The organism is Asanoa hainanensis (assembly GCF_900188485.1).
Lineage (GTDB): Bacteria > Actinomycetota > Actinomycetes > Mycobacteriales > Micromonosporaceae > Asanoa > Asanoa hainanensis.
On record NZ_FZPH01000001.1, the window covers coordinates 20,485 to 41,957 of the forward strand.

The window sequence follows — 21,473 nt, forward strand, 5'->3', positions numbered from 1 at the left end:
ACCATCATGACGATTCCCGCGGGATTTCTGACCGCCCTCGACCGCTTCGAGACGCTTCCGGCGTCCGCGCGGCTCCGTGACCACAGTTACGACCTGCTCGCGCTGAACGCGAAAGACCGGGTCGTCGACGTCGGCTGCGGCACCGGGCGGGCGGTCGCCGAGTTGGCCGCCCGGCACAGCGTCGCCGTCGGCGTCGACCACAACGCGGCCATGGTGGACGTTGCCCGAGGGCGTCACCCGGACGGTGACTACCGCGTCGGCGACGCCCACCACCTGCCGTTCGCGGATGGCGAGCTGCACGGCTACCGCACCGACAAGGTGTTGCACGACCTGACCGACCCGCACCAGGCCCTCAGCGAGGCCCGCCGCGTGCTGAGACGGAACGGCCGCCTCGTCGTCGTCGACCTCGACTGGGACGCGATCAGCATCGCCAGCGACGACCCGGAACGGACCCGCGCGGTCGTGCACCAGCGCACCGACAAGCTGGCCGCAGGCTTCGCCGCGCGCCAGGCTCCCGAGCTCCTCCGGGCGTTGGGGTTCGCCGACGTCAGTACCACCGCGGCGTCCGAAGTGGTCACCACCGCGGACCTGGGCGAGCTGTTCCTGAGCCGGATCGCTGGTGACTCCGACGACTGGCTGGCCGACCAGCGCGCCCGCGCCAAGCGCGGCGACCTCCTGCTGGTGATCCCTATCCTGGTCAGCTCGGCCACCAAACCCTAGGGCGTGACTGCTCGGCTCGCGTTGATCAGCAGTTCGCGGCGGGCTGTTGCGAGGCGGGCGGCCTGCGGCAACGGCTGGTGTGACCTGCCGATCAACGTCGCCTGCGACCGGCACAGCCGCCGACCGGCGGTGTCTCGGGATCGCCGTGGCGCGCCAGGGGTATCCGGCGATCCCGGGCCACCTGGCGGTGACGCCGGCTCGGCTCGCGTTGATCAGCAGGTAACGCTGGGCCGTTGCCAGGCGGGCGGTCTGCGGCAACGGCTGGTGTGACCTGCCGATCAACGTCGCCTGCGACCGGCACGGCCGCTGACCGGCGGTGTCTCGGGATCGCCGTGGCGCGCCTCGGGTATCCGGCGATTGCGGGCCACCTGGCGGTGACGCCGGCTCGGCTCGCGTTGATCAGTAGGTCGCGGTGGGCCGTGGCCTGCGACCGGCACAGCCGCTGACCGGCGGCGTCCCAGGATCGCCGCGGCGCGACACCGGTATCCGGCGATTGCGGGCCACCTGGCGGTGACGCCGGCTCGGCTCGCGTTCGTCAGTAGGTCGCGGTGGGCCGTGGCCTGCGACCGGCACAGCCGCCGACCGGCGGCGACCCGCGATTGCCGAGGTACAACACCTGGCTCTGCGGCACGGCGCGGACGGCCGGACCGCATACGTTGCCCACAAAGCTCAGCCACCCACTGATCGCGCACAGCGAAGATCAGCCGATGGACTGTGTCCCGCGGCCAGGAATCGGAGTCGACCAACGCTGAGCTGGGTCAGGGCGGGGGAGGATATTGCGAATGCCGACTATAGAGGTCGCGCTCTCTGCGGCCTGTCGGCACTCGCAAAATTCTCCCCCGCCCTAGACCGCGACCAGCGACGAAGCGAAACCCGATAAAGCGAGCGGCGACCGATCGTGGAATCAAGCGGAAACCATCGGCGCGGAAGCGGAAAGACCACGGTGAGCCGGATAAGAACGGCCACGATCGGAATCCGGGCGAGCCCAGGCCACCTGCGGTGACGCCTGCTCGGCGCCCGTGGGAAGTGCGCCTAGGCCGTTGCCAGGCGGGCGACCTGCGGCAACAACCAGGGCGCGATCACCTGTTGTACGCCCTCCGGTGTGAAGTGCAGGCCGTCGCTGCGGACCCGGACACCGCCGACGTCCCACGCGAAGGCGCCGCCCGGGCAGACCACCGCCTGCAGGTCCAGGACCGTCGCGGTGCGCTTAGCGGCGGTCGCGCGCAGCAGCCTGTTCCAGGCGTCGACCCGTGCCGGCTCGTCCTCCGGCCACAGGCCGCCGTCCGGGCGCTCCGCCCGCCGCGTGTACGGCGCGGTCAGGACGGCCACGCGCGCGCCGCGTACGCCGACGATGTCGATCGCGAGGTTGAGCTCTCGAAGCAGGTACGCGTCGAACTCCGGCTCGCCGACGTGTTGGTAGCGGCCGTTCAGCTTGCGGTCCATCAGCTCCCACCGGTCCAGCAGGAGCACCGCGACGTCCGGGTCGTCGGTCGTGATGTTGCGCCGCCACCGCTGGTCCCACGTGTCGCAGCCGGGATAGGTCGGGTGTGGCGAGCCGACGTAGAACACGTCCGGCAGCCGGGCGATGCCGCACCCGGGCACGCCGCGCGCGGTGACCTGGAGCTGGGACTGCTTCGGCAGATACGTGCCGAGCGACCACGACACCGAGTCGCCCATGAACGCGATCCGGGGCAGCGCGCCCGGCGTCCGGCCCGCCCGCTGGATCGGCGGGGTGGCCGACGCGCTCGGACCCGGCCGGGTGTCCAACGCGATGGCGGGCGCCTGCCGCGCCGGCGGCGGCACGGTGACGAGCACGGCGAGCGCCGCCGTCGCCAGCACCGCCACACCCGCGACCGCACCACCGAGCCGGGGCCGCCCCCGCGTCCAGCGCGCCGTCCGGAGCGGCCGCTCGACCAGCAGGTACGACGCCGTGGCGACCACGAAGACGGCGGCCAGCCGCACGCCGAGCAGCGCGGGCCCGCTCAACCCCGTGCGCGCGGACGTCAGCCAGCCGAACAGCGGCCAGTGCCACAGATAGAGCCCGTACGAGATCCGCCCGACCAGCACCAGCGGCAGCAGGCCGAGCAGCCGGGCGGTCGGCGACCGGGGGCTGACCACGGCGTGCGCGATCACCGCGGCGGTCGCCAGCGCGACCAGGAGCAGCCCACCGCGATAGAGCCACGGCGAGCCGCCACCCGCCGAGGCCCAGAACAGCCCGGTGACGGCCACGCCGACCACAGCCAGCGACCCCAGCACTGGGTGCCGACCCCGGCGGCCGACCCGGCCGGACAGCAGCACCGCGAGGGCGCAGCCGACCAGCAGCGTGACCGCCCGCGTGTCAGTGCCGTAGTAGACCCGGTCCACGTCGGACCGCGAGAAGAGCACCGCCGCCGCGGCCACCGACAACGCAGAGCCCACGGCGCAGACAACCAGCAGCACGGCCCGGGACCGGCGAAAGGCGAGGGCCGCGACAAAGATGAACACCAGTGGCCAGAGCAGGTAGAACTGCTCCTCGATCCCCAGCGACCACGTGTGCTGCAACGGCGAGGGAGCGCCGGTCGCCGCGAAGTAGTCGCCGTCCCGGAACATCATCCGCCAGTTGGCGAGATAGGCCACGGCGGCGAGCGAGTCGAACCGCAGCGCGGGCCACTCGGGAGGCGGCAGCAGCCACCGGGAAACCACCGCCACAGAGGACAGCACGAGCAGCAGCGCGGGCAGCAGCCGCCGGGCCCGGCGACCCCAGAAGGCGACCAGATCCGTGCCGCCGGTCGCCGAGCGTTCGACGAGCAGCAGCGAGGTGATCAGGAAGCCGGACAGCACGAAGAACGCGTCGACGCCGAGGAAGCCGCCCGGCAGCGCCGCCACTCCACCGTGGAACAGCAGCACGGCCAGGACGGCGAAGGCCCGGACCCCGTCGAGCGCTGGTTGGTACGGAAGGCGCGCCCCGGACATATCCCCCTAAAGCTACCGGGGCGCGCGTCCCAGGATCAGCGCCGTGCGCGAACCGCTGCCGCCAACTCCTCGAGCAGGGACGAAGTGGTGGACCAGTCGATGCACGCGTCCGTCACCGACTGGCCGCGGACCATCGACGACCCGCCCAGGTCCTGGCGGCCGGCGACCAGGAAGCTCTCCATCATCACGCCGGCGATGCCGCGCTCGCCCGCCGCCAGCCGGGCCGCGATGTCGCGTACGACGCCGGGCTGCCGGTTGTGGTCCTTGCCGCTGTTGCCGTGGCTGGCGTCGATCATCAGCCGCCGCGGCAGGTCAGCCTTCGAAAGCGAGGCCAGCGCGTCCGAGACGTGCGCCGCGGAGTAGTTCGGCCCGCTCGCCCCGCCGCGCAGCATCAGGTGGACGTCCGGGTTGCCGGTCGTGGTGACCAGGGCGGCGATCCCGTCCAGGTTGATGCCCATGAAAACGTGGCTGGCCGCCGCCGCGCGGATCCCGTCGACCGCGTCGCCGACGTCGCCCGAGGTGGAGTTCTTGATCCCGATCGGCATGGACAGTCCGCTGCAGAGCTGGCGGTGGGTCTGGCTGGCCGCCGTGCGGGCCCCGATCGAGCCCCAGCTCACGATGTCGGCGATGAACTGCGGGGTGATCGGGTCGAGGAACTCGCAGCCGACCGGCAGGCCCAGCGCCGACACGTCGAGCAGGAGCTGGCGGGCCAGCCGCAGGCCGCGGTTGACGTCGAAGCCACCGGACAGGTCCGGGTCGTTGATCAGACCCTTCCACCCGACGGTGGTACGCGGCTTCTCGAAGTAGGTCCGCATGACGACCCGGATATCGCCCGACAAGCGGGCGGAGACCGCGGCCAGGCGCGACGCGTACTCCAGGGCGGCGTCCGGGTCGTGGATCGAGCACGGACCGACGATGACCAGCAGGCGGTCGTCACGACCGTCGAGGATGTCGACGACCTCGGCCCGGCCGCGGCTGACCACGTCGGCGACCTCGGGGGTGACCGGGAACTCGTGGCGCAGCAGGGCGGGGGAGATCAGCGGGCTCATCCGGGCGATGCGGGCATCGTCGAGCGCCGCGGTGGTGGCAGACATGGCGTCCTCTCATGGGCGAGCCGCCCCGGGACGCGTGCCGAGCCGGCTCAGTGATCCGGCTCCGGGGGTGAAGGTCAGCGCGGCGAATCGCCCGCCGACCCATTCCGGGCCGGGGGTGTAAACCGATACCAGCGCTGCACGGGCGCAACCTTAGCAGGCCGCCACGCGTTCTGGTGAGGGCCGGGCCACGCCGGGCCACGCCGGGCCACGCCAGACCAACTGCCTGACTCGCCCTCCTAAGCGGCGCTACATCCCATTCGTCCGGTTAGGCCGTACTCTCTTCCCCGAACGGGCGACCTTCGGGGAAGGAACGAACATGATGAGGTCGGTTACCGACGCGCGCGACGTGGTCGTCACCGGCATGGGTTTCTGTCTGCCGGGCCTCGGCCGGGCGACGATCACCACCCAGGACGTCTGGGAGATCGTCTCCCAGGGCAAGACCGCGATCTCCTCCCGCGACGACGGCGTCTACTACGGCTCCGTCGACCTGCCGGTGGAGACGTTCTCCGAGTACTTCCCGGAGATCCCGGGCATCTTCGCCGCGCACTTCACCGACACGCACCGGTTCGGGCTGATGTCGTTCCTGGAGGCGTGCACCGACGCGAAGCTCGACGTGCGGGCCGGTGCTCTCACCAACGCCGGCATCCTGGTCGGGCGCGGCGGCGTCGACACCAACATCGCCGGCTACCTCAAGGTGCTGAACACCGAGATCGGCGACCTGAACATCATCGAGGCGACCTCGCTGTTCATCGAGAGCTCGATCGCGGTGACCTCCTCGGACGTGGCGCTGGCCCAGTCGGCCTTCGCCCGTACGACCGGGCCCTGTTACACCGCGAACGCCGGCTGCTCCTCGTCGAGCGTGCAGATCAACAACGCCCGCCTGCTGATCAACAGTGGCGCGTCCGACGTGATCGCCGTGACCGGCGTCGACAACTTCTACTACCCGCTGCTCAAGAAGGTCTTCGACCTGGTCAAGATGGTCCAGGGCCAGGACGCCGACGCCCGGCCGACCAACGCGCTGCCGGACGAGCCGATCGAGTTCGACCGCCTGATGCGCCCGTACGACCAGCGCCAGGGCTGCGTCAACTACGGCGAGGGATCGGTCTCGCTGATCCTGGAGAGCCGTGAGCACGCCGAGCGGCGCGGCGCGGCGATCTACGGCCAGGTGCTGGGCCAGGCGATCACCCGCGACGGGCTGCCCCACCCGCTGGCCAGCGACCAGGACGGCGGCGGCCTCGTCGCGGCGGTCCGGCAGGCGCTGGGCGACCGGCCGATCGAGCAGGTCCGGTACGTGCACGGCGGCAGCGACGGCGGCATGGCGCAGCAGGAGGCCGCGGCGATCCGCACCCTGTTCGGCGCCGGCGCCGCCGACCTGCTGATGACCTCGCAGGAGGGCAGCTTCGGCCACAACGGAGCGCCCACCGGCGCCCTCGGCGTCGCGCTGACCCTGCTGATGATGCAGAACCGGATGGTCTGCCCGACCGCCAACTGCGAGCGGCCGCTCGACTTCCTGCCGTTCGACCCGGTGCCCGGTTTCCAGAGCGTGCCGATGGCCTTCGACCACGCGCTCAGCTTCACCTACCAGTTGGGCGGCGTGCAGAGCGCCATCCTGCTCGGCAGCCCCGACGCCCTTTAACCCAGAAAAGAGCCTGCTCCAGTGGAACACGAGCACATCGCGATCGTCGGGATCGGCTGCCGGCTGCCCGGCGACGTCGACTCGCCGGCCGCCCTGTGGCGCCTGCTCGCCGACGGCCGCGACGCCGTCGGCCCCTTCCCGGCGGGCCGACCGGCGCCGGGTGCCGCGACGCCGCCCGACGGTGGCTGGCTGACCGACGTCTCCGGCTTCGACGCCGACTTCTTCGGCGTCTCCCGCCGCGAGGCCGACGTGCTCGACCCGCAGCACCGGCTGATGCTGGAGGTCGTCTGGGAGGCGTTCGAGCACGCGGGGCTGGCACCCGACCGGCTGTCCGGCGAGCCGACCGGCGTCTACCTCGGCCTGAGCTACGACGAGTACATGCAGCGCCTGGCCGGCCAGCCGGAAGAGCTGGCCGGCGGCATCCTGACCAACGGGCACTGCGTGGCCGCCGGGCGGATCTCGTACCTGCTGGGCCTGCACGGCCCCGCCGTCACCGTCGACACAGCCTGCTCGTCCGGTCTGGTCGCGGTGCACCAGGCCGCGCAGGCGCTGCGCGACCGGGAGTGCGACGTCGCGGTCGCCGGCGCCGTCAACCTGATCGTCGACGAGCGCACGACCCGTGAGTTCAGCCGGTTCGGCATGCTCTCGCCGACGGGCCGGTGCCGGGCGTTCGACACGCACGCCGACGGCTTCGTCCGCTCCGAGGGCGCCGGCGCCGTCGTGCTCAAGCGGCTCGGCGACGCGCTGCGCGAGGGCGACCGGATCCTGGCCGTGGTACGCGGCTCGGCGGTCAACCAGGACGGCCGCTCCGACGGCCTGTCGGCGCCGTCGGCCGAGGCACAGGAGCAGGTCTACCGCGCCGCGCTGGTCCGCGCCGGCCTCGACGCGAGCCAGGTCGGCTACGTCGAGGCGCACGGCACCGGCACCCGGCTCGGCGACCCGACGGAACTGACGAGCCTGACCCGGGTGTACGGGGGACAGGGCCGGGCGGTCGCGATCGGCTCGATCAAGACGAACGTCGGGCACCTCGAACCGGCGGCCGGCATCGTCGGACTGATCAAGACGGTGCTGTCCCTGGACTACGGGCTCATCCCGGGCAACCTGCACTTCACCGGTTGGACGCCGGGCACCGACCCGTCGGCGGCCGGCCTGTTCGTGCCGACCGGCACCACCCGCTGGCCGGACGGCGCCGCCGTGCGCCGCGCCGCGGTCTCCTCGTTCGGCTTCTCCGGCACCAACGCGCACGTCGTGCTCGAAGAGGCGCCGAACCTGCCGTCGGCGCCGGCCGTACCCCGGCCGACCGCCGAGCCCGAGGTCGTGGTGATCCCGGCCGGCTCGCGCGGGGCGCTGCCGGCCGCGGCCAACCGGGTCGCCGACTGGCTCGACGGCGACGGGCGCGACGTGCCGCTGCGCGACATCGCCCACACGTTCGCGCTGCGCCGTGGGGCCGGGCGCGGGCGGCTCGGCGTCGTCGCCCTCGACACCGAGGAGCTCTCCGACCGGCTGCGGGCGTACGCCGCCGGGCACGTCGACCCGGCCGTGGTCGACGGCGAGGTGCACACCGGCGTCGTACGCGGCGCCGTCTGGGTGTTCTCCGGTCAGGGTTCGCAGTGGCCCGGCATGGGAGCCGAGCTCCTGGCCACGGAGCCCGCCTTCGCCGCCAGCCTGACCCGCACCGACGCGCTGATCGCCAGCGAGGCCGGCTTCTCGGTCCTCGACGTGCTGCGCTCCGGCCAGCCGGTGTCCGGCTGCGGCTTCGTCCAGCCGGTGCTGTTCGCCGTCCAGGTGGCGCTGGCGGACCTGTGGCGGTCGTACGGCGTCACCCCGGCCGGCGTGCTCGGCCACTCGATGGGCGAGGTCGCGGCGGCGGTCGTGGCCGGCGCGCTGTCGCTCGCCGACGGCGTCGCGGTGGTCTGCCGCCGCTCGGCCCTGCTGGAGCGGATCGCCGGCGCCGGCGCGATGGCCAGCGTGGGCCTGCACCGCTCGCAGGTCGAGGCGGACATCGCGGCCGCCGGCGCGGGCGAGGTGGTCTCCGTCGCGGTGGTGGCCGCCCCGGCCAGCACTGTGATCGCCGGTGACGACGAGTGGGTGCGGCTGCTGGTCGACTCTTGGGACGCCGAGGGCGTACCGGCCCGGCTGGTCGCCGTCGACGTCGCGTCGCACTCGCCGCAGGTCGACCCGCTGCTCGAGGACCTCGACGCGGCGCTCAAGGACCTGCGGCCACGCGATCCCGTCGTGCCGTTCTACTCCACCGTGCTCGACCCGCGCTCCGAACAGCCGGCGTTCGACGCCGACTACTGGTGCCGCAACCTGCGGCAGCCGGTGCGCTTCTCGGCCGCGGTCGACGCGGCGGCGGCCGACCGGCACCAGGTGTTCCTCGAGGTCTCGCCGCACCCGGTCGTCGTCGCCGCCCTGCGCGACAACCTGCCGGAGGACGCCGCCGTGATCGGCACCCTGCGCCGCGAGGAGCCGGAGCTGGCGACGTTCCGGACGGCGCTGGCCGCGCTGCACTGCGCGGGTGTCCCGGTCGCCTGGTCCGTCCTGTACGGCGACGCCGACCTCGCCGACCCGCCGGCCATCACGTACGACCGCCGCCGCCACTGGGTCGACGCCGCCCCGGTCGCGCCCGCGGCGCCCCCGCTGGGCCTCCCGGGCCGCCACACCGAGGTCGCCGGCGATCCCGTGCGGCACACCTGGGTCGGCGACGCGGGGCTGCTCGCGCTGCCGTTCCTGGCCGACCACCGGGTGCACGACGAGCCGGTGCTGCCGGGTGCGGCGTACCACGCTCTGGCGCTCAGCGCCGCCTGCGCGGTGTTCGCCGCGCCGGCCGACGAGGTGGCCGTCGAGGACCTGACCTTCCACGAGTTGTTGCGGCTCGCGGACCACACCGAGGTCGGCACCACGGTGACCCGCACCGGTCCGGACCGGGCCGATTGCGAGATCTTCGCCCGCGGCCGCGACGGCGCGTGGCACCGGCACGCCGCCGCGGTGCTCCGCGCCGGCCGCTCCGGCATCTCGCCCGACGAGGTCCCGCCGTGCGAGGTGCCCTTCGACAGCGAGGCCCTGTACGCGGCCATGCGGTCCCGCGGCATCGAGCACGGGCCGGCGTTCGCCGGGCTGAGCGGGCTGACCCGGTCCGTGGACGGCTCCGCCGCGCGGGCCGTGCTCAGCCCGCCGCTCGCCGGTGCGGGCGAGCTCGCCATCCACCCGGTGCTGCTCGACCTGTGCGCCCAGCTCCTGGTCGCGACCGTGCTCGACGCGCCGGGAGACGGGCTCGTGCTGCCGGTCGGCATCGCCCGGGTCACGGTGACCGGCGACCCGTCCCGCGCCGCCTACGCCGAGGCCCAGCTGGTCGCGGCCGACGACGACGGGTTCGCGGGCGACGTCGTGCTCCGCGACGGTGCCGGCGCCGCCGTGCTCACCGTCGACGGACTGCGCTGCGTGCGCCAGCGCGTGCCCGCCCCGCCCGCCGCTCGGTCGGAGTCCTGGCTGCTCGAGCCGCGCTGGGTGCCCGCACCACCGGTGGCCGACGCGGTGGTCGGCCGGGTGCTGCTGGTCGGCGAGGGCGGCGGCGCCGTCCTGCCCGTCGCGGCCGCGCTGCGGGCCCGTGGCGCCGCGGCCGACGTGCTGGACCTGCCGCTCGACGAGCCGGTCGACGGCCTGCTGGGCGAGGTGCTGCCGGGCGTCGTCGCGCTGGTCTGCGGCGCCGCCGTGGGCGCGGGCGACGCCGCGCTCGACCGCACCCGCCGGGTGGTCGCCGTCGCCCAGGCCCTGTGCACCGAGGCGGTGCCGCCCCGGCTGGTGCTGGTCACCGCCGGTGCCCTCGACGAGGCGGCGCTGCGCGGCGTCGTCCGGGTGCTCGCGATCGAGCACCCGGAGCTGCGCGCCACCCTGGTCGAGTCGACGGACGCGGACCTGCTCGCCGCCGAGCTGCTCGCCGACGGTGTCGACGACGAGGTCCGGCATCGGGCGGGGGAGCGGGCGGTGGCCCGGCTGTCGTACGCGCCGGTCCCCGAACCGTCCTTCGTGGACGCTCGCTGTGGGGTCGACGGCTTCCGGCTGCGAGCCGGCCGGATCGGCGACCTGTCCGGGCTGGAGCTCGCGGCCTGTTACCGGCGTCGGCCCGGGCCGGGCGAGGTGGAGGTCCAGGTGACCGCCGCGGGAGTCAACTTCCGCGACGTGCTCACCGTGCTCGGCCTGTTGCCCTCCGACGGTCACGACGTCCGCTACCGGATCGGCTTCGAGTGCGCGGGCGTCGTCAGTGCGGTCGGCTCCGGTGTGCCGCTCTCCGTCGGCGAGACCGTGCTGGCGGTCGACCTGCGCGGCGGCGCGTTCGGCTCCTTCCTCACCGTGCCGGCGACCGCCGTCGCGCGGATGCCCGCCGGCCTCGACCCGGTCGTCGCGGCTGGGCAGCTCACCGGCTACCTGACCGCCTGGTACGCGCTGCGGCACGTCGCCGGGGTGCGCTCCGGCGAGCGGGTGCTGATCCACAGCGGCACCGGCGGCACCGGCCTGGCCGCGATCGCGGTGGCCCGCCGCCTCGGCGCGACCGTGCTCGCCACGGCGGGAACGCCGGAGAAGCGGGCCCGGCTGCGCGAGCTCGGCATCGCCACGGTGATGGACTCGCGATCGCTGGACTTCGCGGCGGAGACGCTGGCCGCGACCGGCGGCGAGGGCGTCGACGTCGTGCTCAACTCGCTGGCGGGGCCGGCGATCCGGGCCGGGCTGTCGACGCTGCGGCCCTTCGGCCGGTTCGTGGAGCTCGGCGTGCGGGACATCCTCGCCGACCGGGCCCTCGGCCTCGCGCCGATGCGGCACAACATCACCTTCAGCACGGTCGACCTGATCGAGCTGCAGCACCGGCGCCCCGACGTGTTCGCCACGGTGCTGCGGGAGGTGCTGACCGGGCTCGCCGACGGGTCGCTGCCACCGCTGCCCGTGCGGTCGTACCCGCTGACCTCCGCGACCGACGCGTTGCGGACGATGGCCGCGGCCGCCCACCAGGGCAAGCTCGTGCTGACCGTGCCCGGCTCGGGGACGGTCCGGGTGGCGCGCCCCGACGGGCCGCCGGTGCGGGCGGACGGGTCGTACATCATCACCGGCGGCCTGACCGGCGTCGGCCTGGCGGCGGCGTCCTGGCTCGCGTCGCGCGGCGCCGGGCACCTGGTGCTCAACGGGCGGCGGGCGCCCTCTTCGGAGGCGGCTTCGAAGATCGCCGACCTCCGGGCGGCGGGGACCCGGGTCACGGTGATCCGCGGCGACATCGCGGCGCCGGGCACCGCGGACGCGCTGGTGACGGCGGCGACCGCGTTCAACCGGCCGCTGCGCGGCGTGCTGCACGCGGCGATGGTGCTCGCCGACGCGGCGCTGCTCACCGTGGCGGACGACCACTTCGACACCGTCTGGCGGCCGAAGGTGGTCGGCGCCCGCGCGCTGCACACCGCGGTCACCGGGCACCGGCCGGACTGGTTCGTCGTGTTCTCCTCCATGGCCTCGCTGATCGGCAACGCCGGCCAGACGGTGTACGCGGCGGCGAACGCGTGGCTCGACGGCTTCGCGCGGTGGCGGGCGGCGCAGGGCCAGCCGACGCTGGCGGTCAACTGGGGCCCCTGGGGCGAGACGGGCGCGGCGACCGACTTCGCGGCGCGCGGCTGGACCACGATCGGCACCGCCGACGGCTTCGCCGCACTGTCCACATTGCTGATCCACGACCGGGTACGCACGGGCGTGCTCCCGGGGCCGCCGTCGACCTGGGTGCCGGCGCCGGACGCGCCGTTCTTCGCCGAGCTCCTCTCGCCCTCGGCGGAGGAGCCGGCACCCGAGCCGGGTCCGCCGGCCGTGGACGTCCGGGCCGACCTGGCCGCGACGCCCGCGGGTCTGGCTCGCCGAACGGCCCTGGAGTCGTACGTCGGGGGCCACGTCCAGGCGGTGATGCGGCTCGGCGACAGCGTCCTGGACCCGCAGGTGCCGTTACGCGCGCTGGGCTTCGACTCGCTGCTGGCGATGGAGCTCCGGGCCCGCCTGGAGGCCGGGCTGGGCGTCAAACTGGCCGGCAACTTCGTGTGGCAGCACCCGACCCTGGCCGCACTGGCCGAGGGCCTGGCGGACCACATGGAGCTGGCCCTGGACGCCGAGGAGTAGCCCGCCACCACCAGATCTGCCGCGGCCGGGGCAACGAAGCCCCGGCCGCGGCGCTGCCGAATTTCAGGATCGGAAGCCGAGCACAGACAGGTCGGCGCCGTGGCAGGGGCTAACCGATCTTGCCTCGGTACGCCTTGCCGATGTGGTAGACGTTCTGATGGGTCATGCCGTATTCAAGGGCGAGAGCGGTTCCCTTTTCGCCTGCGGCCAGCCTCCGGGCGATCTCGTGGTTCCGCGCTAGCCGTGCCGGCGGCACGTAGCCGCGGCGGTGCTTCCTCGGCGCTGGCGGCTTAATCGGATGTGGCGAACGTGGCGCGCGCTTCACACGGGGCCGACGCGCAAGGACGAGGGCGAGTTGTTGGCTGCGGCGAGCACCCAGCACACCGGAGAAATGTTGGATGATCTCGGACGCCCTTGCCACGCCGATCGTCGTCGACCATATTGGCGACCATCCGGCTCGGCGTGGTGGTTGAGATCGAACGGTTCCGCCCATCATCTCGGCCGCTCGACGGACCACTGCCTCATCGGTCATGTGCAGGCCCAACGACTGGAAGCTGAAACATCCTTCGCCCTCCAACAGGCCGCCCAACCATGCCCATTCCACGTCGTTGGCGACCGCCGCAGCTATCTCGGCTTCGATCGCGGCTATTTTCGAGGCCTGGGCCAAGAGATCCTCGATCGGTCGAACATCTCCTCGGAGGAGAGCGTTGACCGATTTCGGCTTGACTCCATACCGCTCTGCCAACTCAGCCCGGTGAACGCCGGCAGCCTTGAGAACCCACATCTCGGCGACCTCGGTCGCGTAGGGCTTCCGTTTCGCGTCCAGCTCGCGCTTTGACAGGGCCCTGTCGATCTGAGCCTGGCGGCGTGGGCTCAAGCCCGGTCGAAGCGCATTCATCAGCTCAACGGCACGACGTCCCCGTACGCGCCACGTCAAGACGTCTTTGTGCCCCGGCATTCGCGCCCGCATGGGCCAACATGCCGTAGCCTCGACGATCTCCGCGCTGCGCTCGACCACGTCGAAGTCGGTCATCGATAGGACGACGGCAGCCTGGTTGGGGGAAGACGGTGATGGTGCCAGGAAGGCACCCTCTCCTTCCAGAAGCCCGGTGAGGTAGGCCAACGTGGTCGGTCGCCGCAACGAGGTAAAACCGGAGAGCACAAGAAATTCTATGACCTGGCCTCACGTTGAGGTTGCCCGCTCGATCCCAACGAAGCGTCAAATATCGTTGCCAGCAGCGCCGGTCAGTCCTACCGTTGGTTCGCAGAGGACGCGAGCGAGGAGACACCGAAGATGCGGCAACCCAGCCTGAACGCGACACGGTGTTTGCCGTGTGCGGTCGTGGGTCTGCCCTCCGGTGGCCCAGCCGCAGGCGCCGTGTCGCCAGCTTTCGCAGCACGACACTTGCGCTAACCCCGCCGCATTTGCGCTTGAGCTGTCTGGCCGCCACTAGGCGGCAGGCGGCGGCAACATTTCGGCACCCCTCCTGGCCTGATCGCGTCGCCGGTGCGGCGGCCGGTCCGCAAAACCGGATCCCGGAAACGGGCGAGGGATTCGACTTCCCGTCAGGCCTCAAGGATATCCACTAAGGAGAGACGATGAGTTACACGCTGCTGCCGGGCACGCGGGCGCCGGTTCGGGTCTGGACCGACCCGGCGACGATCGAGGCCGACGCGAGCCGGCAGCTTCGCAACATCGGCACGCTGCCGTGGGTCGACGGGGTCGCGGTCATGCCTGACGTGCACTACGGCAAGGGTGCGACGGTCGGGTCCGTCATCGCGATGCGGCAGGCGCTCGCGCCCGCGGCGGTCGGGGTCGATATCGGCTGCGGCATGTCCGCGGTGCGCACGAACCTGACCGACGCCGACCTGCCCGACGACCTCGGGCCGCTGCGCCGGGCGATCGAGTCGGCCATCCCGGTCGGGTTCAACGCCCACGACGAGCCGGTCAACCCGCACCGGATCCACGGCCTGCCGACCGCCGGCTGGGCCGAGTTCTGGAAGGGCTTCGGCACGCTCACCGCGGACGTCGGCGGCCTGGAGACGCGGGCGTCGCGGCAGCTCGGCTCGCTCGGCGGCGGCAACCACTTCATCGAGGTCTGCGTCGAGCAGGGCGGCCCGGACGCCGGGCGGGTCTGGCTGATGCTGCACTCGGGCTCGCGCAACATCGGCAAGGAGCTCGCGGAGCGGCACATCCGGGTCGCCCGCGGGCTGCCGCACAACGCCGACCTGCCGGACCGGGACCTCGCGGTGTTCGTGTCCGGCACGCCGGAGATGGACGCGTACCGCCGGGACCTGAGCTGGGCGCAGCAGTACGCGGCGCGCAACCGGGCCATCATGCTCGCGCTGCTCTGCCGGGTGCTGCGGGAGGCGGTCGCGCACGTCCGCTACGACGAGCCGATCTCGTGCCACCACAACTACGTCGCGGAGGAGACCTACGACGGCGTCGACCTGCTGGTGACCCGCAAGGGCGCGATCCGGGCGGGCCGGGGTGACCTGGGCATCATCCCGGGCTCGATGGGCACCGGCTCGTACATCGTGCGCGGCCTCGGCAACGACGACGCCTACAACTCGGCGTCGCACGGTGCCGGTCGGCGGATGTCGCGGACGAAGGCGAAGAAGACGTTCACGGTGGACGACCTGGCGCAGCAGACGGCCGGCGTCGAGTGCCGCAAGGACGCGGGCGTCGTCGACGAGATCCCGGGCGCCTACAAGGACCTCGGTGCGGTCATCGCCGCACAGGCCGACCTGGTCGAAGTCGTGGCCCACCTGAAGCAGGTGGTCTGCGTAAAGGGCTGAACAGCCGCGGCCGGCGCCCCTTCGGTGCCGGCCGCGCGTATATTCAACGGCTCATGGAGCACCACGACGAGACCCTGCGGGCGTACGTCCGGCGGATGAAGGCCGACCCGCACGCGATCGCGGTCATCGCGGTGGGTTCGGTCGCGCGCGGCACGGAACGGCCCGACTCGGACGTCGACGTGTATCTGGTCGTGCCCGACGACGTGTTCGACGCGGCCCTCGCCGCCAACCGGGTGATCTTCGTCGAGCGCACCGACGCGACGTATCCGGGCGGCTATGTCGACGTCAAGCTTGCCACGGTCCCGTTCCTGCGGGCTGCCGCCGAGCGTGGGGACGATCCGGTTCGCGCGTCGTTCGAAGGTGCCCGGGTCGCCTGGGCCCGCGCCGGTCACGACATCGCCGGGCTGGTCGCGGCGATCCCCGTGCTTCCGTCGGCGGTCTGGGAGAGCCGAGCCGTCTCGTTCATCTCCCAGGCGCGCCTGCACGGCACCGACTTCCTCCGCGAGGCCGTCGCCCTGGACAACACGTTCCTGCTGCATCACGCCGCTGTGCACACGGTCGCCGCCGGCGGGCGGGCCCTGCTCGCGCTGAACCGCAGGCTCTATCCCGGGCCGAAGGACCTCGACGCCACACTCGCCGCGCTGGACCGCGTGCCGGACGGGTACGGCGACCTCGCCCGGCGGCTCCTGAAAGAGCCCAGCAGGGAAGCCGCCGACGCGTACGTCGACGCGTTGGAGGCCTTCCACGACTGGCCCGTGGATCGCGTGACGAGTGACTCGATCTTCATCCGGGACACGGAGCTCGCCTGGTTCACCGCCGCGCGCGGCGAGTAACCAGCACGACGACCACGACGATCGCCGCCACCAGCACCAACGCGAGGACGATCGCGATCAGGGCCCAGTTGCCGCTGGAGCCCTCGTCGCCGGCCGCGTCCGCCGGTGCCGCGCTGGTGGACGCGGGCGCCGGGGGAGCGCCCAGCGGGTTCGCCTCGACGGTCGGCACCTCGCCGGTCAGGGCCGCGAGCACGTCGACCGAGCCGAAGCCGTACTCCGGGTCCCGGCCCTTCGGGCCCCGGTCGCGGGCCGTGCTGACCACGCGGTTGACCACGTTGGCGGCGTCCAGGTCGGGATAGCGGGCCCGGACCAGGGCGACGACACCCGAGACGATGGCCGCGGAGGCGCTGGTGCCCTCGTACACGGCGTAGTCGTCCTTCGCGACCCCCGGCCGCGTCGGCGCGACGATGGCCTCGCCGGGTGCGGAGATCGCCATCGGTGGCCCGACGATCGTGCCGTCCCACAGCGCGCCGGACCGGGTCGCGCCGCCGACGGCGATGACGCCGGGGATCTTCGCGGGCATCGGCATCTCGAGGTAGGTGCTGCCCGTGTTGCCACTGGCGGCGACGACCACGACGTCATGGCTCAGCGCGTAGGCAACGGCCTCGACCACCGACGGGTCGTCACGTTCCGTGCCGAGCGACACGTTGATGACGTCGGCGCCTTCGTCGACGGCCCACCGGATGCCGGCCGGCGCCTCCCGCAGCCCGGACGGCCCGAGACTCACCGGGAGGATCTTCGCCTCGGGGGCGATGCCCAGGGCGTGCTCCGCGGAGCCGCCCCGGGCGGCGATGATGCCGGCCATCGCGGTGCCGTGCCCGGCCGTCTTGTCCGGATCGGTCTGGCCGTCGTCGGTCGAGCCCGGGCCGAACCCCTTGCCGGGCAACACCTGGCCTGCCAGGTCCGGGTGGGAGGCCTGCACGCCGCTGTCGACCACCGCGACCACGACGCCCTTGCCCTTCGACAGCCGGTGCGCCTGCGGGATCTTGAGCGCGTCCAGGTGCCACTGGAGGCTCCGCACGTCGGCGGAGGCGGAGGCGGCGCGGGCCGGCGCGGGTGCCGCCAGCGGGCCGACGCCGGTCGCGGCGGCCAGCACGAGCACGGAGCAGGCCGACCGGACGACCTTCCGGAAACGCATGATCTCCCCAATGGTCTACGTGGACACGAGCGCCCGCGACGCTATCTCGCCCAGGTGGACCGCGCAGCCCCAGGGCCGCGGCCGGCGCACCAGGTGTGCGCCGGCCGCGCCGCCCACTGATCAGGCCCCGCGTTGGGCTCCGGTCCCGTTGCACGTGTAGAGCTGCACCTTCGTGCCGTTGGCGGTGCCGCTCGCGGTCACGTCCAGGCACTTGCCCGATGCCGGCACCAGGATCGAGCCGTTGGACTGGAAGGTGAACTTCTGGGCACCCGTACCGTTGCACTCCCAGATCTGGATCTTCGTGCCGTTGGCCGTGCCGCTCCCGTTGACGTCCAGGCAGCGGTTCCCGTACACGCGAAGCTCGTTCGCCGCGGTCCGGGTCCACTTCTGGTTGGTGCCGTTGTGGCAGTCCCAGATGTGGATCTGCGCGCCCGGTGTGGTGCTCGCGCCCGAGACGTCCATGCACCGCGCCGACTGGGGGTTGACCAGCGAGACCGGGACGCCGACCGGCGGACCCGCGAACTGCAGGCTGGCCGGCACTGACAGCAGCGCGGAGTACCAGGTCGCGGCCATCTTGTCGTAGCCCGCCTGGTTGGGGTGCACGCCGTCGGCGAGGTCGGCGGTGGTCAGCGGCGAGTGCATGTCGACCAGATGGGTCTTGCTGCCCTTGCCGGCGACGATGCCCGGGATCGTCGCGTTGTACGCCTGCACCCGCGCCTCCAGCGTCGCGTTGGACTCGGGCGTGATCTGGGCGACGAACAGCTCGACGTCGGGAGCGTTGGCCCGGATCTTGTCGATCAGGGCGGACAGCCGCGCGGGCGCGTTGGCGATGTCGTAGTTCTGGTTCATGTCGTTGGTGCCGATGTGCAGCAGGATGGTGCGCGGGGTGTACGTGCGCAGCCAGGTGACGATGTTGGCGTCGAGCTGGTCGATCCGCCAGCCGGAGTGGCCCTCGTGGTCGTGGTCGCCGAGGCTGGCCGGCCCGTTGAACCCGGAGCCGACGAAGTCGACGGTCTTCCCTGCGGTGACGAGCCGTTGCCACAGGTTGATCCGGTAGCCGCCGGGCACGTTGAAGCCGTCGGTGATCGAGTCGCCGAGCGGCATGACGCGTACGCCGCCGTTGGACTCGGCCTGGGCGGGGTTGGCGGTCCCGGCGATGACGCCGGCCGTGAGTGCGAGCGCGAGGCCGATTCCGGCCAGTCTCCTGCGCATGACGCGTTTCCTCTCGTCGGTGCCGTCCCTGGGACGGTCGGGACGGGCCTTGCATCGAGGATCAGCGATGTCGCGGTGGGTCGGGGAGCCGTGCGGGCGGTCGGGCGGGCTGAGCGCCCGGCGTGCTGCGCCGAGCGGTCCGGCTTCGCGGTGGCGGGTTGTCGTAGGGTGCTGCCATGCTGGTCGGATGTGCAGAAACATCCGGGTGCTGAGCAACTTCGAACCGCCGGCGAGCGAGGACGAGATCGAGGCCGCGGCTTTGCAATATGTGCGCAAGGTCAGCGGCGCCACCCGCCCGTCGGCGGCCAACCAGGAGGCGTTCGACGAGGCGGTGCGGGCGGTCACCGAAGCCACCCGGACCCTGCTGGAAGCCCTGGTGATCAAGGCGCCGCCGCGCGACCGCGAGACCGAGGCCGCCAAGGCCCGCGCCCGCGCCGCCGAGCGCTACGGCCCCCGGACCGCCTAAGGCGTGCGGCGGCCACCGTACGACGCGGTCAGCGCCTCGGCCACGACGGCGGCGTCCCCCTCGGCGACGTCGGCGGGGTAGGCGGGCAGCAGGTCGTCCCAGACGGGCAGCCACGAGCCGAACAGCTGGGCCTGGCCTTCCGGCCGCGCGAAGAACCAGATGTGCAGGTGCGCGCCACCGTCAGCGCGTGGTAGAACAGGTCGCCGAGGCTGATCGTGAAGGCGAGCACGCCGTAGAGGCTGTGCTCGACGCAGGCACCGACCAGACGCTGCCGAAGATGACGTGCCGGGCGCAGTGCCGCCGCACCCCACAGCACGACGCCGGGCCGGCGGCGCAGGTGCCAGAACGCGAGCCCGCCGGCGACGAGCAGCACCGGGATCGGGCTGCCCGGGCTGCCGAGCAGCGCGTACCCGCCGACGGCCCCGAAGAACACGACGACGAACTCGACACCACGCACGCGCCGCAAGCTACCGCCCGACCCCGAACGCCAGGCGTGGTAGGACTGACCGGGTGAGCTACGAGTCGTTACACCTGAGTGTCGCCATCGAACGACCGCCGGCCGAGGTGTACGCGTTCGTCGCGAACCCGGAGAACCTGCCGCGCTGGACGGCCGGCCTCACCGGGGCGGTCGTGCGGGTCGACGAGCGCTGGGTGGGTGACACGCCGGACGGTCCGATCGTGATCATGTTCGCGCCGCCGAACCCGTTCGGGGTGCTCGACCACGACGTGACGTTCCCGTCGGGGCAGACGTTCTACAACCCGATGCGCGTCTTCGCCAACGCCGACGGCAGCGAGGTCGTGTTCACCGTGTTCCGCCGCGAGGGCACCACCCCGGAGGCGTTCGAGGCCGACGCCGCGGCGGTGCTCACCGACCTGCGTACGCTCAAGTCCCTCATGGAATGAGCTCGTCCCGCAGGAACTCGGCGATCTGGTCGCGCGCCGCCCTGGCCTGCGGCACCATCCCCGGCATGCTGAGGAACGCGTGACCCGCTCCCGGGTGTTCGGCCAGGTCGACGGGTGTCCCGGCCGTGGCCAACCGTCGCGCGTACGCCCGGCCCTGGTCGGCCAGCGGGTCCAGGGTCGGCACCACGACCAGCGTCGGCGGCAGCCCGGTCAGGTCGTCCGCGTACAACGGTGACAAGGCTGCTGGGTCTGTCCCTTCTGGAACGGCCAGGCGGCGGAACAGCTCCATCTGCTTCACCGTCAGCGTCGGAGTGTCGGCGTGCTCGGCCATCGAGGGATAGTCGAGCGCCGTCGAGGTCAGGTCGACGCACGGGTTGACGAGCACCTGCGCCCGCAACGCGTCCCTGGTGCTCAGCGCGGCCTGTGCGGCGACCAGCGCTCCGGCGCTCTCGCCGAAGACGGCGACCCGGGTCGGGTCGATGCCCCACCGCTCCGGGTCGCGCAGGACGTGCTGGAGCACGTCCCGGCCGTCGTCGACCGCGGCGGACATCGGAGTGCCTTCGGCGACCAGCCGGTGCTCGACCGACACGACCACCGCGGGCACCCGGCCGGCGAGGTGGCTGTTGATCCAGTCGCTCTGCACGGCCGTGCCCACGAACCCGCCGCCGTGCACGTGGAGCACGAGCGGGAGGGTGACGGTGCCGGTGCGGGCCGGCGACGGGCGGTAGACCCGGACGCGCAGCACCCGGTCGGGCAGCGGCACCTCCTGCCAGTCGATGGTGGTGCCGCGGTTCGGGAATCCGGTGACGACCCGCATCAGCGGCGACGACCGCCGGCGGTTCTCGGCGTCCCGGAACGCGTCGAGCCGCTCGGCCGGCATGGTCAACCAGTCCGGTTCCTTGCGTACGGCCTGCAGCAGCCTGAGCCTGATCGGCTGGCGGGTTTCGCTCATGGCTCCTCCTCGATCGCAGTTTCGCTACTTCGAGTATCGAAACCGACGGTAGCATAATTGCTAGGCTCTGGCCATGGCACCCGACCGGCCGCCGGGCCGTCCCCGCTCGAGCGTCGACGCGACCGTCTTCGCGGCGACGCTGCGCACAGTCGACGAGCTCGGCTACACGCACGCCACCGTCGACCGCATCGCCGCCGCGGCCGGGGTCGCCAAGACCACGATCTACCGGCGCTGGCCGTCCAAGGGCGCGCTGATGACCGCCTGCCTGGTGGACGCGTTCGGCCCGCTGCCGCTGGCGGGCGGGAGCCGAGCGGAGATCATGTCGGCGGCGGTCCGCTGGGGCGCGGCCAAGATCAGCGAGCCCGGAGTCGGCGCGGCCTTCGCGGGCGTGTTCACCGACGCCATCAACGACCCGGCCCTGCGCGAGATCCTGTCGACCCAGCTGCAGGACCCGTACCGCCTCGTACTCCAGGAGACCCTCGACGAACCCGAGCAGCGGGTCCTGTTCCTCATCGACGTCGTCATCGGCACCCTGCTGCACCGCATGGGCATGACCGGCGAGCCGATGATCGACGCGGACGTCGACGCCCTCGTCGAGATGGTCGTCCGCGCCCTGCGCTAGGGCCG

Annotated in this window: 15 protein-coding genes; 8 read left to right on the top strand and 7 right to left on the bottom strand. The window is 72.6% G+C overall.

The features are described from left to right. The first annotated feature begins 6 nt into the window (after positions 1 to 6). A complete protein-coding gene (locus CHC05_RS00100) occupies positions 7 to 720 on the top strand; it encodes a methyltransferase domain-containing protein (protein WP_179265988.1) in 714 nt (237 codons plus the stop codon). 1,032 nt (positions 721 to 1,752) lie between these two features. Here CHC05_RS00100 and CHC05_RS00105 read toward each other — a convergent pair. Both CHC05_RS00105 and CHC05_RS00110 read right to left on the bottom strand, forming a co-directional pair. Then, complete coding sequence (locus CHC05_RS00105) at positions 1,753 to 3,672, bottom strand: DUF459 domain-containing protein (RefSeq protein WP_089243310.1); 1,920 nt, start codon at positions 3,670 to 3,672, stop codon at positions 1,753 to 1,755. Between the two features lie 35 nt (positions 3,673 to 3,707). Continuing rightward, a complete protein-coding gene (locus CHC05_RS00110) occupies positions 3,708 to 4,766 on the bottom strand; it encodes a 3-deoxy-7-phosphoheptulonate synthase (RefSeq protein ID WP_089243313.1) in 1,059 nt (352 codons plus the stop codon). Positions 4,767 to 5,082: 316 nt separating this feature from the next. Here CHC05_RS00110 and CHC05_RS00115 point away from each other — a divergent pair, with 316 nt between their 5' ends. Further along, a complete protein-coding gene (locus CHC05_RS00115; RefSeq protein ID WP_089243315.1) occupies positions 5,083 to 6,402 on the top strand; it encodes a beta-ketoacyl synthase N-terminal-like domain-containing protein in 1,320 nt (439 codons plus the stop codon). Between the two features lie 21 nt (positions 6,403 to 6,423). After that, positions 6,424 to 12,543, top strand: coding sequence for a type I polyketide synthase (locus tag CHC05_RS00120; protein ID WP_218824369.1), 6,120 nt, complete (start codon positions 6,424 to 6,426; stop codon positions 12,541 to 12,543). A 109-nt stretch (positions 12,544 to 12,652) separates the two neighbouring features. On the opposite strand, the gene CHC05_RS41960 is transcribed toward CHC05_RS00120, so the two are convergent. Next, the gene (locus CHC05_RS41960) at positions 12,653 to 13,576 is read right to left on the bottom strand and encodes a hypothetical protein (RefSeq protein WP_218824370.1); all 924 of its coding nucleotides are present in this window, start codon (positions 13,574 to 13,576) and stop codon (positions 12,653 to 12,655) included. Positions 13,577 to 14,142: 566 nt separating this feature from the next. Here CHC05_RS41960 and CHC05_RS00125 point away from each other — a divergent pair. Together CHC05_RS00125 and CHC05_RS00130 are read left to right on the top strand one after the other, a co-directional pair. Next, the gene (locus CHC05_RS00125) at positions 14,143 to 15,342 is read left to right on the top strand and encodes an RtcB family protein (protein WP_089243317.1); all 1,200 of its coding nucleotides are present in this window, start codon (positions 14,143 to 14,145) and stop codon (positions 15,340 to 15,342) included. Between the two features lie 53 nt (positions 15,343 to 15,395). Beyond that, entirely contained in the window at positions 15,396 to 16,175 is a 780-nt protein-coding gene (locus CHC05_RS00130) for a nucleotidyltransferase domain-containing protein (RefSeq protein WP_089243319.1), read from the top strand. Here the strand turns inward: CHC05_RS00130 and CHC05_RS00135 are convergent. Together CHC05_RS00135 and CHC05_RS00140 are read right to left on the bottom strand one after the other, a co-directional pair. Further along, entirely contained in the window at positions 16,153 to 17,313 is a 1,161-nt protein-coding gene (locus tag CHC05_RS00135) for a S8 family serine peptidase (protein WP_089243321.1), read from the bottom strand. The genes CHC05_RS00130 and CHC05_RS00135 overlap by 23 nt on opposite strands. 120 nt (positions 17,314 to 17,433) lie before the next feature. After that, positions 17,434 to 18,525: a ricin-type beta-trefoil lectin domain protein gene (locus tag CHC05_RS00140; RefSeq protein WP_089243323.1), complete on the bottom strand. Its 1,092-nt coding sequence runs from the start codon at positions 18,523 to 18,525 to the stop codon at positions 17,434 to 17,436. Positions 18,526 to 18,712: 187 nt separating this feature from the next. Here CHC05_RS00140 and CHC05_RS00145 point away from each other — a divergent pair, with 187 nt between their 5' ends. Then, a complete protein-coding gene (locus CHC05_RS00145; RefSeq protein WP_089243325.1) occupies positions 18,713 to 18,991 on the top strand; it encodes a DUF2277 domain-containing protein in 279 nt (92 codons plus the stop codon). A gap of 28 nt (positions 18,992 to 19,019) precedes the next feature. On the opposite strand, the gene CHC05_RS41225 is transcribed toward CHC05_RS00145, so the two are convergent. Beyond that, entirely contained in the window at positions 19,020 to 19,448 is a 429-nt protein-coding gene (locus CHC05_RS41225; protein WP_179265989.1) for a hypothetical protein, read from the bottom strand. 53 nt (positions 19,449 to 19,501) lie between these two features. On the opposite strand from CHC05_RS41225, the gene CHC05_RS00155 reads away from it, so the two are divergent. Continuing rightward, positions 19,502 to 19,894, top strand: coding sequence for an SRPBCC family protein (locus CHC05_RS00155; protein ID WP_089243328.1), 393 nt, complete (start codon positions 19,502 to 19,504; stop codon positions 19,892 to 19,894). On the opposite strand, the gene CHC05_RS00160 is transcribed toward CHC05_RS00155, so the two are convergent. Next, the gene (locus CHC05_RS00160; RefSeq protein ID WP_089243330.1) at positions 19,884 to 20,846 is read right to left on the bottom strand and encodes an alpha/beta hydrolase; all 963 of its coding nucleotides are present in this window, start codon (positions 20,844 to 20,846) and stop codon (positions 19,884 to 19,886) included. The genes CHC05_RS00155 and CHC05_RS00160 overlap by 11 nt on opposite strands. Positions 20,847 to 20,919: 73 nt before the next feature. Between CHC05_RS00160 and CHC05_RS00165 the strand changes: the two genes are divergently transcribed. After that, positions 20,920 to 21,468 carry a TetR/AcrR family transcriptional regulator gene (locus CHC05_RS00165; protein ID WP_179265990.1) on the top strand — a complete coding sequence of 183 codons (549 nt, stop codon included), beginning with the start codon at positions 20,920 to 20,922 and terminating at the stop codon, positions 21,466 to 21,468. Positions 21,469 to 21,473: the final 5 nt, after the last annotated feature.

Coding starts and splice junctions, on each gene's coding strand:
- CHC05_RS00135 (WP_089243321.1), bottom strand. CDS start 17,313: ATGCGTTTCCGGAAGGTCGTCCGGTCGGCCTGCTCCGTGCTCGTGCTG.
- CHC05_RS00145 (WP_089243325.1), top strand. CDS start 18,713: ATGTGCAGAAACATCCGGGTGCTGAGCAACTTCGAACCGCCGGCGAGC.
- CHC05_RS00100 (WP_179265988.1), top strand. CDS start 7: ATGACGATTCCCGCGGGATTTCTGACCGCCCTCGACCGCTTCGAGACG.
- CHC05_RS00160 (WP_089243330.1), bottom strand. CDS start 20,846: ATGAGCGAAACCCGCCAGCCGATCAGGCTCAGGCTGCTGCAGGCCGTA.
- CHC05_RS00130 (WP_089243319.1), top strand. CDS start 15,396: ATGGAGCACCACGACGAGACCCTGCGGGCGTACGTCCGGCGGATGAAG.
- CHC05_RS00125 (WP_089243317.1), top strand. CDS start 14,143: ATGAGTTACACGCTGCTGCCGGGCACGCGGGCGCCGGTTCGGGTCTGG.
- CHC05_RS41960 (WP_218824370.1), bottom strand. CDS start 13,576: ATGACCGACTTCGACGTGGTCGAGCGCAGCGCGGAGATCGTCGAGGCT.
- CHC05_RS00105 (WP_089243310.1), bottom strand. CDS start 3,672: ATGTCCGGGGCGCGCCTTCCGTACCAACCAGCGCTCGACGGGGTCCGG.
- CHC05_RS00110 (WP_089243313.1), bottom strand. CDS start 4,766: ATGTCTGCCACCACCGCGGCGCTCGACGATGCCCGCATCGCCCGGATG.
- CHC05_RS00115 (WP_089243315.1), top strand. CDS start 5,083: ATGATGAGGTCGGTTACCGACGCGCGCGACGTGGTCGTCACCGGCATG.
- CHC05_RS00165 (WP_179265990.1), top strand. CDS start 20,920: ATGGCACCCGACCGGCCGCCGGGCCGTCCCCGCTCGAGCGTCGACGCG.
- CHC05_RS00140 (WP_089243323.1), bottom strand. CDS start 18,525: ATGCGCAGGAGACTGGCCGGAATCGGCCTCGCGCTCGCACTCACGGCC.